The organism is Escherichia coli DSM 30083 = JCM 1649 = ATCC 11775, assembly GCF_003697165.2.
Classification (GTDB): Bacteria; Pseudomonadota; Gammaproteobacteria; order Enterobacterales; family Enterobacteriaceae; genus Escherichia; species Escherichia coli.
The window spans coordinates 794,665-809,242 of record NZ_CP033092.2 but is presented as its reverse complement, the minus strand read 5'-3'; the positions used below and the strand labels follow the sequence as shown (position 1 = coordinate 809,242).

At 40.0% G+C, this 14,578-nt stretch carries 15 protein-coding genes; 1 reads left to right on the top strand and 14 read right to left on the bottom strand.

Features of this window, described 5'->3' with window-relative positions; all coding sequences use genetic code 11:
- Nucleotides 1-13: 13 nt before the first annotated feature.
- Complete coding sequence (locus EAS44_RS04720; protein WP_001161829.1) at nucleotides 14-1,219, top strand: capsule biosynthesis protein; 1,206 nt, start codon at nucleotides 14-16, stop codon at nucleotides 1,217-1,219.
- 149 nt (nucleotides 1,220-1,368) lie between these two features.
- On the opposite strand, the gene EAS44_RS04715 is transcribed toward EAS44_RS04720, so the two are convergent.
- The 14 genes from EAS44_RS04715 to gspH all read right to left on the bottom strand — a co-directional run bounded on the left by EAS44_RS04715 (nucleotide 1,369) and on the right by gspH (nucleotide 14,577).
- A complete protein-coding gene (locus tag EAS44_RS04715) occupies nucleotides 1,369-2,598 on the bottom strand; it encodes an alpha-2,8-polysialyltransferase family protein (protein ID WP_000575410.1) in 1,230 nt (409 codons plus the stop codon).
- On the bottom strand, nucleotides 2,588-3,736 hold the full coding sequence (locus EAS44_RS04710; RefSeq protein WP_000197083.1) for a DUF6716 putative glycosyltransferase: 1,149 nt from the start codon (nucleotides 3,734-3,736) through the stop codon (nucleotides 2,588-2,590). The genes EAS44_RS04715 and EAS44_RS04710 overlap by 11 nt, the downstream gene beginning before the upstream one ends.
- The gene (gene neuC / locus EAS44_RS04705; RefSeq protein WP_000723250.1) at nucleotides 3,729-4,904 is read right to left on the bottom strand and encodes a UDP-N-acetylglucosamine 2-epimerase; all 1,176 of its coding nucleotides are present in this window, start codon (nucleotides 4,902-4,904) and stop codon (nucleotides 3,729-3,731) included. Before neuC ends, EAS44_RS04710 begins: the two co-directional genes overlap by 8 nt.
- Nucleotides 4,901-6,157 (bottom strand): cytidylyltransferase domain-containing protein, encoded by a 1,257-nt coding sequence (locus EAS44_RS04700; protein ID WP_001259305.1) that lies wholly within the window; start codon nucleotides 6,155-6,157, stop codon nucleotides 4,901-4,903. The genes neuC and EAS44_RS04700 overlap by 4 nt, the downstream gene beginning before the upstream one ends.
- Entirely contained in the window at nucleotides 6,157-7,197 is a 1,041-nt protein-coding gene (neuB, locus tag EAS44_RS04695) for an N-acetylneuraminate synthase (protein WP_000066003.1), read from the bottom strand. The genes EAS44_RS04700 and neuB overlap by 1 nt, the downstream gene beginning before the upstream one ends.
- Nucleotides 7,194-7,817, bottom strand: coding sequence for an acetyltransferase (locus tag EAS44_RS04690; protein ID WP_000038461.1), 624 nt, complete (start codon nucleotides 7,815-7,817; stop codon nucleotides 7,194-7,196). The genes neuB and EAS44_RS04690 overlap by 4 nt, the downstream gene beginning before the upstream one ends.
- Before the next feature lie 49 nt (nucleotides 7,818-7,866).
- A complete protein-coding gene (locus EAS44_RS04685) occupies nucleotides 7,867-8,526 on the bottom strand; it encodes an ABC transporter ATP-binding protein (protein ID WP_000590258.1) in 660 nt (219 codons plus the stop codon).
- Nucleotides 8,523-9,299, bottom strand: a complete 777-nt coding sequence (locus EAS44_RS04680) for an ABC transporter permease (RefSeq protein ID WP_000124301.1) — start codon at nucleotides 9,297-9,299, stop codon at nucleotides 8,523-8,525. Before EAS44_RS04680 ends, EAS44_RS04685 begins: the two co-directional genes overlap by 4 nt.
- 1,057 nt (nucleotides 9,300-10,356) lie before the next feature.
- Entirely contained in the window at nucleotides 10,357-10,893 is a 537-nt protein-coding gene (yghD, locus tag EAS44_RS04675) for a GspM family type II secretion system protein YghD (protein WP_000942829.1), read from the bottom strand.
- 1 nt (nucleotide 10,894) lies between these two features.
- The gene (gene gspL, locus EAS44_RS04670; protein ID WP_000097208.1) at nucleotides 10,895-12,073 is read right to left on the bottom strand and encodes a type II secretion system protein GspL; all 1,179 of its coding nucleotides are present in this window, start codon (nucleotides 12,071-12,073) and stop codon (nucleotides 10,895-10,897) included.
- Nucleotides 12,070-13,047 (bottom strand): type II secretion system minor pseudopilin GspK, encoded by a 978-nt coding sequence (gene gspK / locus EAS44_RS04665; RefSeq protein ID WP_000633202.1) that lies wholly within the window; start codon nucleotides 13,045-13,047, stop codon nucleotides 12,070-12,072. Before gspK ends, gspL begins: the two co-directional genes overlap by 4 nt.
- Nucleotides 13,044-13,649 (bottom strand): type II secretion system minor pseudopilin GspJ, encoded by a 606-nt coding sequence (gene gspJ, locus EAS44_RS04660; protein ID WP_001331694.1) that lies wholly within the window; start codon nucleotides 13,647-13,649, stop codon nucleotides 13,044-13,046. The genes gspK and gspJ overlap by 4 nt, the downstream gene beginning before the upstream one ends.
- Complete coding sequence (gene gspI, locus EAS44_RS04655; protein ID WP_000820096.1) at nucleotides 13,646-14,017, bottom strand: type II secretion system minor pseudopilin GspI; 372 nt, start codon at nucleotides 14,015-14,017, stop codon at nucleotides 13,646-13,648. The genes gspJ and gspI overlap by 4 nt, the downstream gene beginning before the upstream one ends.
- Nucleotides 14,014-14,577 carry a type II secretion system minor pseudopilin GspH gene (gene gspH / locus EAS44_RS04650; RefSeq protein ID WP_001115118.1) on the bottom strand — a complete coding sequence of 188 codons (564 nt, stop codon included), beginning with the start codon at nucleotides 14,575-14,577 and terminating at the stop codon, nucleotides 14,014-14,016. Before gspH ends, gspI begins: the two co-directional genes overlap by 4 nt.
- Nucleotide 14,578 lies beyond the last annotated feature (1 nt).

Genomic DNA, 14,578 nt, shown 5'->3' with positions numbered 1-14,578 from the left:
ACGCAAATTATTTATGCAAGGTAATGCACTAACCGTTTTATTATCCGGTAAAAAATATCTGCTATTGCAGGGGCCGATGGGACCTTTTTTCAATGACGTCGCCGAATGGTTAGAGTCATTAGGCCGTAACGCTGTGAATGTTGTATTCAACGGTGGGGATCGTTTTTACTGCCGTCATCGACAATACCTGGCTTACTACCAAACGCCGAAAGAGTTTCCCGGATGGTTACGGGATCTCCATCGGCAATATGACTTTGATACCATCCTCTGCTTTGGTGACTGCCGCCCATTGCACAAAGAAGCAAAACGCTGGGCAAAGTCGAAAGGGATCCGCTTTCTGGCATTTGAGGAAGGATATTTACGCCCGCAATTTATTACCGTTGAAGAAGACGGAGTGAACGCATATTCATCGCTACCGCGCGATCCGGATTTTTATCGTAAGTTACCAGATATGCCTACGCCGCACGTTGAGAACTTAAAACCTTCAACGATGAAACGTATAGGTCATGCGATGTGGTATTACCTGATGGGCTGGCATTACCGCCATGAGTTCCCTCGCTACCGCCACCATAAATCGTTTTCCCCCTGGTATGAAGCACGTTGCTGGGTTCGTGCATACTGGCGCAAGCAACTTTACAAGGTAACACAGCGTAAGGTATTACCGAGGTTAATGAACGAGTTGGACCAGCGTTATTATCTTGCCGTTTTGCAGGTATATAACGATAGCCAGATTCGTAACCACAGCAATTATAACGATGTGCGTGACTATATTAATGAAGTCATGTACTCATTTTCACGTAAAGCGCCGAAAGAAAGTTATTTGGTGATCAAACATCATCCGATGGATCGTGGTCACAGACTCTATCGACCATTAATTAAGCGGTTAAGTAAGGAATATGGCTTAAGTGAGCGCGTCATTTATGTGCACGATCTCCCGATGCCGGAACTATTACGCCACGCAAAAGCGGTGGTGACGATTAACAGTACGGCGGGGATCTCTGCACTGATTCATAACAAACCACTCAAAGTGATGGGCAATGCCCTGTACGACATCAAGGGCTTGACGTATCAAGGGCATTTGCACCAGTTCTGGCAGGCCGATTTTAAACCGGATATGAAACTGTTTAAGAAGTTTCGGGGGTATTTATTGATGAAGACGCAGGTTAATTGGGTTTATTATGGGGGGAACACAACAAACTGCCAACATAATATATATTAAATTTCAAGTCAATATCTTTTGAATTTTAAGTAGCCAAAAAATCATTTCCATCCTCTTCAAAGAAAAGTAACATAAAGGTAATAAAACATACTACTTTAAGATTTAATTTTACGACTGGTACTGTAATAGAATATAAAATGTAGCTTTTATTACTCCCCCAAGAAAATCCTTTTATCGTGCAAAGAGGGAGATGTTATATCATCCGATAATATTTTAACATTATCAAAATTCTTTAAAATATCGAAATGGAGACGCAGCGTATTAATCCCTTTTTGGGATTTATCATTATCACACAACTTTATCATAAGAGGCGCTATTGAATAAGACTGACATCTTTTAGAAACTAAAGGTGCATATACCAAAGAAGATGATGTTAATCCAATTAAGTGTTTTATTTTTGCTTTTTTTATTACCGGCTCTATTAAAAAGTCTGGCTCTGTTATAAGAATTATGTCACGACATTTTGCCTTTTTTATTGCCTTTTGAATTGCATTAATATTTTTTTTAGGCTCTTTAGGGTGAGGTTTTATAAATATTCTTGCATTATCAGGCTTATCTATTCTAAGTAAGATAGAAATTAACGAATCCGCAAATAATGTATGTTCAATCAAATACTTTTGATTTGCATATATTATATCATCTCTAGTTATAGAATATTTATGGATAACATTATCTATTCTGGTTGATGATTTAACTGATGGAGCACCTTTAAACTCAACAAATTTTTGCGCATTAAATTTTTTCTTAAGCAAAATTGGATATGTACCGTATACATTTTCAAATTTCAAATCTGGATAATGGAACAAGATAATTGAATTAATAATCTCTGAATAAAAATTAATATTTACTACTGGGTTTTCTTTTTCGGTTTTATAAGTCCCTGTCCCCTCTTCAATTAATGAACATCTTATATTATTTTTTTTGAACAAATATACGAAGATTGCATAATGTTGCGCATAGCTCATAAAATAAGCATCTTTAGCTTTTGAATTTAAAACTAAATAATTATATACGTTATAAAACCATATAACCTTTTTAAGTGAAAAAACATTTGGGAAAGTTGGAATGAATAGTACCTTGTATGAAGAAAATAATTTATTATTTATTTGTTCAACAATAATTTTTGGCATCTCAGTATTTTTTTCAGTTGCCAAAACAATAAGATAGTTACTTCTCTTGCTAAATTTTTGTACAAATGACTCAGCTTTTTTTAATTGCCCCAGGTTACTAATTATAAAAATATTTTTACTTTTTATTTTTAACGGTGATAGTAGCTCTTCAGCCTTGTTTTTAGAATTAAAAAACCATGAGTCACGGAAAAACCCAATTGGATTTACAAATAATTTCCTCAACTTCTTTAAACTAGCATCAAATATCATCTTTCTTATACCTTAATAAAACTTTATGGATTTTTTTCAATGTTTTTATTTTTTTTGGTCCTAATGAGAAAAAGAAATTAAAAAAGATCAAAAACAATATAATCAATGTAGATCTTTTAATTCCAAAAGTCCTAACATTAACATTTGGCGGCATTTTTAAAATATCATTCAAAATCTTATGTTGAATATCCCTAGAGTAATAAAAGTTCTCCTCCATCCATTTTTTTTTAATACGTGGAATGTGTTTAAAATTAAACTTATTATAGTCAACAATAAGTCCAGATCTTGAAAAATAACATTGTCCATTGCAAGTATGATTAAATCCATTTATTAAATAAACCTTAATTTTATTAGCCAGACAATATATTGCGACCGAAGAAGATATTGTAATACAATATTCAACTTTAGAAATTAAAGAATCAATATTATCATCGCTAAATGTTATATTTTTCAAATCGAAGCGTTCAATGTATTCCTTAATATCAAAAACAATTGAGTCTGGTGATATAAGAGGATTTCGAGTTTTAAAAATAAAATTCATATGTGGATGTTTCTGAATTACTCTAATCAAAAAACGTGCATATTCTATCCTCTTTATTGGCGTCAAGGGTTCATTAACTTGATCAACGATAAGACAAGAATTCTCACTTTTTGCATTGATATTGACATTTTTAATCCATGGTGGACCAAAAAGAATTCCATTAAAAGGAACCCCTATTATTTTACAAATTTTTTTATACGTTTTAATATCTTTTGGGGAGTTAATAAGTAAATAGTGACTATTAGATTTTGAAATAAAAGCTTCTATCTGAGAAGTAAGGACAATGCCAGGAAAACAAGATATAATTATGGTATCTTTTGTTCTTACAGTATTAACAATTTCATGAAGGTCCTTCCCTCCTGTTGAACAAAAAATAAACTCAATATTAATAAAAGTGAAAAAACAAACAAAGTCATCAGGATAGAATACAACTATCTTTTCATCTAAATTTTTTTTTACAAACTCTTGTAGAGAATTATCCAAGCAGCAAAAAAATAAATCATATGAATCAACATCTATCTGCTCAAAAATATTTTTCAAAGCTAAAAAATGAGAATCATAACGAAAGACAAAACAAAGCACTTTTTTTCTAGTCATAACTGGTGGTACATTCCGGGATGTCATAAAAATCTTTGTAATCTTTATTTTTTGATTTAATAAAATCCTTAATAATTCTAACAGCATTAATTAAAGCATTTTCTTTAAAATAAGGATTACTAGATGACTGTACAACACTAATAAATTTTTCATCTTGAGATATATTTATCCCTCTGACGATTGCATTTTTTTCAACGGGTACATCTATTACACTGGCTCCACGAACACGGCCTTTCTGCCTATCACCAATGTTAATTGTTGCAACTTTTAAAGATGGAACCTCAATTAAACCAGAGGAGGAGTTCCCAATTAGCCCACAAGAGTATTTAATCATTGCCAAATAATCTTCTGAACGAATAGAAATCAAATATCTGAACTTATACTCTTTGCAAAAATATTTTACTTTTCTCTGAATTATATCAGAACCAGTGTCAGCGTTACTGCCAATAAAAATAAAGTCGTGAGTATTTTTAAAAAAAGAAATCGCTGACAATAACTCATCTATTTGATCATTAACCGACTGCGTGGAAAGTGTTTCAGGATGGAATACTACAACAAAGTACCGTTTTAACAGTGAACCATATTTTAGTTCCAACTCCTGCTTATTTGGTAAATGCAATGAAAGAGCATTTTCTGCACCAAGAGAACCAATATTAAACACACTACCAGGCTTTTCACCTAGTTGAATTACTCGTTTTTTATACTCTTCTGTAGAAGTAAGATGGAGTTTACTCATTTTAGTAATTGAATGCCTAATAAACTCATCATAATTAGCTAATGTCTTTTCACCACCATGAATATGAATTAATGGAATATTATGCATTGATGCTGCGATAGCGACTGAAAATATTTCATATCTATCGCCTAAAACCATAACCGCATCATATGTGTTATTTGAAAAAAAATCACCAAACGAATTGAGGCAAACACTCATTGAATGGAGAATGTGAGTATGTGAAGTTGTATTGATATTTATATCCACAACCTTGATAATATTAAAATTATCTTGTTCTATAATATGTATTGTATTTCCATACGCATTATCACAATGCATTCCTGTAACTGCCAAATCAAGCTGTATTTCTGGAGTTTCTCTTAGCATTGTCAAAAGTCTCCGAACTATTCCATATTCAGCTCTAGATCCAGTTACGTATAATATTTTTTTCATTTAACAATCTCCGCTATTTCGTTTTCTAATACTGTATACCCATTACTATTAAAATGTAAGCCATCATAAGTATACATTTTATTTAGATTGCCATAAGAGTCTTTTAAAACGTGATCCAAGCTAATAAACTTCGCAAAATCTACATTCTCTCGAAGATAAGAATTTAAATCATTAATTATTCTATTATCTCGATCAATACGCCCAAAAACAGGAGGAACCGACAATAAATAAATTTTTGATGCAGCATTTTTCTTCTTTATATACTGGCATGTTTTCTTCAAATACCACAATGTGTCTTCTTTTTTCCAATCACTAACAACTATATCATTAGTTCCAAAAAAGATGAAAACAAACTCTCCGAAATTAACAATCAGCTCTTTCTCAATAATATATTCATAGTACTCCTTCGAGTTTATACCAGCGATACCTAAGTTATTAACTTCTATATCATTTATTTTTTTTACGTCCCAATAATCAAACAGCGAGTGTCCAATTAAAGTTATATCACTTACACTATCAAATTCATTTCGTTTCTCATTGATTCTATTATGTATGTTTTGATAAAGTATTTTTTGTCTATTTTTTTTTTGCTGAATGGTAATTGCAAGTTCGAAATCCATTCTATCATCTATATCTAAAGAGCTTTCCTTATCCATAATATAAGCTAGTGAATAGCGACCAAAAAAATGCTTTGTATGAAGATAATGCTGCTTATTAGCTATAAATATAGCTCCATTCGGATGATATTCTACTATTGAGTTTCGATTATATTTACTATAATCAAGGTCAAAAAAAGACAGTGTCGAGTAATCATCTAATGGTCTAATTATTTGTGATGGCTTATTGCTTCTAGTAACAGAAACAACACATTGGTATTTTTCTAAAGTTTGATATAACTTTACAGCCTCAATAATATGGGTCGAATCTCTAAAGGGTGAAGTTGGTTGTAATAAAGCAAAGCTCTCATAATCAGTATATATACTTAACGCATGTTTTATAAATTCAAATGATGATGCTTTATCAGTTGCTAGTTCTTCCGGTCTCAGCAAAAAATCAGCACCATATGACTCTGCTATTGCTCCATACTGTTCGGAGTCAGTTGTCACAATTACTTTCTCAAACATTTCTGACTGCAAGGCAGCTTCAATTGTATAAGCAAGAAGAGGTTTATCTATCAGCATCAAAGCATTTTTATTTCTCAACCCTTTAGATCCACTACGGGCTGGAATTATCGCAATAATTTTTGTTCTCATTATTCCCCCTGATTTTTGAATTCGCTATGAATTATTAATTCATCTGGAATAAAGTCTTGCTCTGCAATTTTACCCAATAAATTATACCACTCCATCGGACTGATACCATTACCAGGTCTTTTTGTTGTTATATTTTTTTCTGAAAAAACCTCACCTTTTTTTATCTCTGTTTTAGCTATAATAGACTTTCTTGCTACGATTTTATTCTTCCTTTCTGAAGCTGTAACCACTTTACTATTTGAACCTAAAGATTTTTCAACACACCTGACCCCAATACAAAGATGTTTCAGTTCATCAGGTTCTATTGAGGCCAAATGATCTGGGCCAGACATAGATTTATCTAAAGTGAAATGTTTTTCAATAAAAGTTATTCCATAAGGCACCGCCGCAATAGCTGCATAAAACCCGCTAGAATGATCAGAGAAGCCTATGTTATTCTTAGGGAAGTGTTTTTTCAAATCATTAATAGCATTAAGGTTTACATCCTCAAAGGGCGTTGGATATTCAGTATTGCAATGTAATATTGTAATATTACCAACCGGAACTTTATTATTTATAAAAATAGAAACAGACTGTTTTATCTCATCAATAGTAGCCATTCCTGTTGATATGATTATTTTCTTATCAGGGATCGGAAGCTTGGCTATTTTTTCAAGATACGGTAAATTCAATAACTCACCTGAAGGGATTTTCCATATTTTTTGTTTCAAAGATGCTAAAAAATCAATAGAGTCTTCGTCAAAAGGGGTAGAAAAAACATCTAAATTTAAACTGACTGCATATTCCATTAGATGGAGATAATCGTCATACTTCATTTCAAGCTTTTTTGTCATTTCTAACTGAGATTCTAATTCTCCTGTGTTTTTTATTTGATACTCTGCCTTAGGTGCAATAGCTGAAATTAATTTATCAGCTTTAAATGTTTGGAATTTTACTGCATTAACACCGGCCTCTTTGGCTTTTAATATCATTTCTCTTGCAATATCAACACTACCATTATGGTTGCAACCAATTTCAGCAACGATATATATATTACTCATTCATTCCCCCTAATTAATCTTGTTGGAGTCCCAGCAACTACAACATTACTTGGTATATTTCTAATTACAACCGACCCAGAACCAATAATACTCTTTGAGCCTAGCTTCAACTGGCCATTTACAACAGTACAGCTACCAACAAAAGTTTCTTCTCCAACAGAAACATCACCATTAAGTACAACATTAGTAGAGATATTGCTACAGCAGCCTATTTCATTACCATGTTCAATTAAACTCCTAGTATTTATTACAACGGCATCATGTATTCTAGTATCACGGTTAAGTATACACATTTTACCAATAAAAATTCCATCACCCAGTATAATATTTGGTGATAGAATAGCAGTTTTATCTATAATGTTAATTAAGCGTAGATTATGTTTTCTTATGATGTTTAAATAGTGCTTCCTAGTTGATGGTTTGCCTATCCCAATAAAATAATAATAATTATCCTTATTCTCGATGTCTGCAATATCATTACCTAATATTGGATATGATTGATGATAACCACTTTTATATTTATCGATAAATCCTATTAACTCGTAATGTTTATGATTTAAGCTGTCAATTATAGATTTTGAAAAACCACCCGCACCAAATATTATTAACTTTTTACTCATGATATGTCTCAGTTAAATATTTCCAAGGCATAATATTGGAATGTAACCACTATAGGTCTTTTTTGTAATCAGCAATGGCTTCCGTAACATTTTTATAAAATTTACCTTGCCCCTCTTTGTTAAGATAAATAGCAACATCACAATACTCCTTTAAAGCTCGTTCACTATGTGACACCATTATTAAATGAGATTTTTCTCTTATTTTATCGAATATATCTGAACATTTCTTTTTAAACTTTGCGTCTCCAACAGCAGTGATTTCATCAATAAGATAATAGTCGAATTTAAAAGCCATACTTAATCCAAAAGCTAACCTTGACCTCATGCCAGAAGAATAAGTTTTAATGGGCATATCGAAATATTTTCCGAGTTCGGAAAACTCTTCAACAAAATCAACCCTCTCATTTAACTCATCGCGTTTTGCATATAGTCGGGCAACAAATTTAACATTTTCACGACCGGTTAAACTTCCTTGAAATCCACCAGCCAATCCAACGGGCCATGAAATTTTATGTTCTGTAATAATGTTCCCACTATCAGGACGATCTATACCACCAATTATCCGAAGTAAAGTTGATTTACCGGCTCCATTTTGACCAATCAGGGCAATGTTATAGCCTTTAGGAAAAATAATATTCAAATTTTTAAAAACATAATGCCGCCCAGTGGGCGTGCGATAAGACTTCGTCAAATTCTCAATCTTAATCATGATGTCAGCATTGCCTCTTCACGCGTTCGGTATAATGCCAGGCCGATGAACAGGGTGACCAGAGTAAACATTGCAAGGTAGTTCAGACTCACGCCTTCACTGATATAGCCAGGCATAACTGCCTCGCGGCTTAACTCCACAACATGCACTAATGGGTTCCAGAGTAGATATGACCAGTATTGTTTTGGAATCGAGTGTAGAGGGAACATGATGCAGGAGATGAAATACAGCGGCTTAAGCAGTATCGGCAGGACCTTTTGCATTTCAGGAAAGGTTTTACCAACGACCATAAATATTAAGCCGACGCCACATGAAAGAATGATTAACAAACTCCAGGTGAGCACAAGTTGTAAAAAGTTTGTAATTTCGAAATATTCGCCTGTCATCCAGACGATAAGCATGAGCAAAATATAAACAGCAACGTAAATCAGTGTCTCAAGCAGTGCACGTGCAATGATCGTATCGATGGGTTTTACTGGTCGATAATTAAACAGTCCCTGGTTCGCTTCAATAGCACCAATAGAACGTTTGCTAATACTACTAAAGATAAAAAAGGGAATCAGGCCATTAAGTAAAAACACCGGGAACGAGATGTCTGGCATAGTGCGGTGCATAACGTAACCCAAAATTCCCAACAGTATCAGCAAATGCGCGGAGGGTTCAAGAATCGCCCACAAATACCCCAGACGAAACTTACCAAAGCGTGTTCGTATTTCTCGTAGAAATAATGCCTCTACGGTGACTTTCTGAACTTCAAATCCACTTCTTGCCATTTGATGATGTGATCCTAATCTCTTCAGGTACGCTACCGCCCTTGGCTTAACAGCTACCAATACACTGGAGGTAATACTTGTTTGTAACTGGATAAAATTTACTCAGACGGTTTGACCTTTTTAATAGCCGCAAAAAAATTTCAGCAGAAATTATTTCCGCAGGGATAAATAGATCTATTTCCGTCTCGTTTCTTCTAATCCATTCTTCAGGCATGAATGTATTCGGTCTTCTGGTAATTTCAGAAAACTGGCCGTTTTAGAATGCAGAGTTAATTTCTCAGGAAATTATTTTTTGTTATTACTGTTAACTACTTGATTATAATATCCCCTATGGATTTTATGCGTAACAACACTTGCAATCTGTTTCAAACCAGAACGCACGCGATTGATTACCAATAAATTGTTCACCGAGAAACTATTTCCCTATTTAAAATTCACTCGTGTACTTCTTATTTATATCTACAGCCCCCTCTTTACAGCCATATTTGTGATTTATATCACATTTAAATGGTGTTATTTAAGTTGCATCAATAATCCCGAAGGTAATTATTTTCGTCGATTAAAATATACATCTTGATTATTTTGTGTATTTATTTTAACCAGTGTTACAACCAACACCATCCCTCAGTAGATATACCTGAGCAGACATTTCTTAAAATCGACGAATAGTTTCCCTGGAAATTATTATGCTTATTTGAAATTCCCTTTCTGATTATCTCCTGTAATTTTACTAATTTCCAGGCTACACAAAATACAGATCACATAAGAATTATCCTATATGTTTTGACCTATCAATTGTTACTCAATGATTTATTACAACTATTAATAATCATAATGTATCAAAACACTTAAGCATCTTTACAGTCTTAGAAAGATGTCGATTAACGAAGGCTACATGGTGAAAAACAGGTTCCTTCAGTGTTACCGAATATTCCGTGGTGGTCTGGAGGGAGATAATTCTTGCTACATCGAAACTCAGCCCGGTGAGCGGGTTTGACAGTTCCGCACTCACCATTGGGCTAAGGGTTATCAGGTGGGGTTAAGGAAATGGCAATACCTACCCCCGTCCAAACTCCAGCCGCTGCACATTCACCATCCCAGGCTTCTCAGCAGCACTGACATCAATTTGTGTCACCCGCAGCGCATATTTTTCATCCAGTGCGTTTAACCATTTCAGAAGGTCATTAAACACCACAGGTTCTATCCAGACCTGAATATTCTCCCCACGCTCGGCTATCCGCTTGATGGCCACCGAGTGCGCGGAAGCACTGTCACTGATGACCCGCGATACCTGCGCAGGCGTTGTTGTGGCAGATTTTCGCGCTGCAATAATATCCGGCGCGGCGTTCTTCAGTCGGGTGTTCATTGCCACCAGCTGTTGCAACATCGTCTCCTGTTGTTCTATCCGTTCGCTCAACGGCTGCCAGATGAGGACGTAATATCCGACGCTAAACAGGAACACCACCGCTGCCAGTAACATGCCCTTTTCGCGCGGAGAACGCCCCGCCAAGTGTTGTGTCAGCCAGTGTTCGCCACGGCTTAACTGGCGTTCACGCCATTGCTGAAAATAGTGAATAAATTTATCGCGTAACATGTTATTTCCTCCGCAACGTTACGCCGCCGGAAACCGCATCACCCTCTTTCTGTAACGCGTCCTGTTGCACAACATAATCTGCCGCCAGTGCGCTACGCAGTTTGTCGAAACTGGCAAAGTTCGCGGCCCGCAACTGAAGGTGGAGCGTCTGGCGTTTTTGATCAAAGGTGAAACCACGCATTTCGATGTCGGAAAGTGATGCTGATTTCAGGGTGCTGGCTATCGCTGACAACTCGGCGAGCAGCCGGGTATCATCGGCCTGCGGGCGATATTTTTTCAGCGCCATCGTCACCTGGGAACGCAAATTCACAATCCGCTTCTGCTCCGGGAACAGTGTTAAGAACTTTTTTTCCGCCTGGGTGCGGCTTTGCGCCACCTGTTCGCTGACGCTCCATAACGTCACGCCCCGTTCCACTACCAGCGCAACCAGAATCAGCAATATCGGCAGAATCATCACCCGCCAGCGCGCCCACTGTTTTCGGTAGCTGACACGAGGCTGCCACGGCCCTGTTAGCAGGTTCCCTTCCGATTCGCCATAAGTGGTAATGGCGGGCAGAGCCGTAACGGTCAGGCGTTCGGCGTCCGCACCAGCCCATGCAGACAGTTCTTCCGGTGCAATGCCGACCACAGTTAGTGAAATCGGTAAATTCTGCTCATTGAGCTGTGCGCGGAACATGACCGGAGCCAGCGCCCGCCCGGCGCTCCATCCCCGGCATTCATCGATGCGGCAGATAACCCGTTGCGCATCGCCAGCCATAAACCCACAAGGAATGGACATCCAGTCCGGCGCGACGGTAGCGCGGGTGATGCCGTTTGCCTGCAACCACTGCGCAATGTTGCGCATATGCTGCTGGTGAATCACAGCTACGGTTGCCAGTTGCTGGTCGATTTTCAACGGGGCGAAATGCAGTTCATCGATATCCTGGTTCAGCTCTTCTTCCAGCAAGGCGGGCAGAATCGTCGGTATCTGCTTGCGGGGCACATCAGGCAGTTCAACCTGCCAGACGCTGATCCATTCGCCAGGAATGTAGAGTCGAATCGCATCAGTTTGCAGCCATTGCTGGAGACGTTCGTCAGCAACGTCAGGCCAGATACCGTGCTCCACGTCGGGTGTATGGCGCTGCCAACGGATGGGATCAGCGGCGCAAAGCGGGAAAAAAATCTCAAGCATGGAACTCACTCACTTTCTCCTGTCTGATGCCAGAGAACAGAAAAGTGTTGTGGGCCCATGCGGACAATTAACGAATTCATCGTCAGTTCAATCTCATTCACGGTGATATCTGAACGCAGCCAGAAGTAATTGCTGTCCACGCTCAGGATGGTTTTTAGCTGTTTTTTAGTACGCTCATCGACGTCTGCAAGTAGCGGCTGAGCAAGAAACTGATCGACATCTTCCCAGCCCTTCGCCGGACGTTGTTGTAATAATGCCCGCGCCTGAACAGGGCTTAACCACGGGTCAAACAGCGCCTCAAGAATCACACTTTGCGTGACATCTAATGTATTGATGTTGATTTGCTGGCGGGCCATCGGCAGCGCACAGACCAACGGTTTCAGTTTTTGATAAAGCCCGGCGTCCATTCCCTGCACCACGCGCATCTCGCTGATATCAGCCAGCGGTTGATTAGCGGCGTAGAACGGCACCGAGCGGGCGAGATACTCGCTGTCTTCACGACCCAGACGCGTCTGCACGCTGCGGTCTTCGTCAATAAACTCCCACAGGCTTTCGGCTATCAGTTCGGCCCGATAAGCAGGCACATCGAGGCGCGAGATCAGGGCAATCAGTTGTTGTACCGCGAGCGGACGCGACGCCGTCGTCGGCTGAGCGAGGGCATTCAGGTTAAAGCAGGCCTGTGCGTCACGCAGAGTGACGGCAATTTGCCCCTGCGGCAGTGGGAAAAAACGCGGGCCAGAAGCCCACGGTTGTGCCAGATGCACACGCTTTTCATTTTTCAGGCTCAGACTGAGCGCGCTCAGCGCCAGGCTTTCTGCACTGGCGCTGTACCACAGCGCCTGCTGGTACTCCTGCTGGCTGCGCGTTCGCCCAAGTTGTTGCTGCATCCGCCCGGAAAGCGTGATGGTCACCAGCATCATAACCGCCAGCAATACCAGCACCACGACCAGTGCCATTCCGCGTTTTGGTGGTGAGGTGATCATGATAATTGCGGCCCGCGTAACAACCAGATGCGTTCAATTTCGCCCCATTGTGGCGAATGCAGGGTTATGCGTACTGCCACAGGAATCGCCTGCACTGATGACCAGCTCTCCTGCCAGCGCGTGCCGTCGTAGAACTGCAAACGGAGCGAATCCGCCGGGATTAATTTTTGCGTTGTTGGCTTCACGCTGCCTGCCGCATCGGTCAGTGGCCAGGCTAACCGTTCGAGATAACCGTCATGAATGCGGTAACCGACGGTGAGCAGATTGCTGCGTGGCAGACGCATCAACGGGTTAACCACACCGCCGCGCACAAAACGCATTCCTCCACTCTCAGACACCAGAACGCCAGCGCCCGCCAGTAACGCTGGTTCACGCTGGCCCTGATCGCCTCTTACCGGACGCGGCATCATTTGTGTCAGATCGTGGGTCAGAAAACTCATCGTTTGCTGCATGAGGTTTAGTTTTTGATCGTGTCCGGCGACGGCGCTATTCACGCGTGTAACGCCGTTTGTCACCTGCTGCGCCATCAGTGCCAGTGAGGCAAAAATGGCTATCGCCACCAGCATTTCCAGTAACGTGAAACCAGCGCGAGCCCTTCTCACTGTTGGCCTCCCACGGCGCTAAACCAGGCGCGTCTTGACTGAATCACTGGCGAAAAGTCGTCATGAAGACTGACTTCAATATCCACCGCCTGGAGCAGCACGTTACCGGTATTCAGAGGGATCGTTCGCCAGTACCAGCGGCTTCCTGCCATATCACTCTCGCCCTGGTGCCTGACCGCTCGTTGTTCACGGGTCATCAGGTAAAGCAGCGCAGTCTGGTTTTCAGCTACCCAGCCCGCTACCGTTTTCTCCTCAAGGATTTGCTGATTACTCAGCGTACCGCTGGCAATCTGTAACACCGCCATGGCAGCCAGCGCAAAAATCGCCAGCGCGAGCATCACTTCCAGCAAGGTAAATCCGCGCTTCATGGCATCCTCTCATCACATTGATTGAGGGATAACGCGCCATCGTGCGCCAGCTTTACCGCCCAACATGCGTTTTGCGCCGCCGAGTAGAAGCGCAGCGTAAACGGCGTGGCGGGTTCAAAAGGCGAAAAACGGATCTGCGGCGTCTTCTTTTTCGCCTCTTTTTGCAGCTCCAGTTCAATATCGTGCAGCGTCAGGCGACGACGCTGCAGCTCCAGCGCATATTCCTTCTGCCAGATATCACTGCCGGGTTGTAACAGCATCTGCACCTGTTTCGGCACCGTAACCTGTGCCGATAACCGGGTCGCAGAAACGGGCAACCATTGCCCGTGACGACGCTGCATAAACTGGTAACCTGGCGGGTCGATTAGCACACCGAGTGTTTGCCCTTCGATCACTGCCCTGTCCTTAAACTGCGCAAAGCGAGTCAGAAAATCCTGCGCCGCTTTTTTCGCAGGCGGCTCTGAAGCGGTCGCAAACGTCTGTACCACGCCCGCACTGGCAAGGCCGATAAGGAAAATCACCAGCATGATTTCCAGAAGTGTGAATCCGCGTTCAGGCACT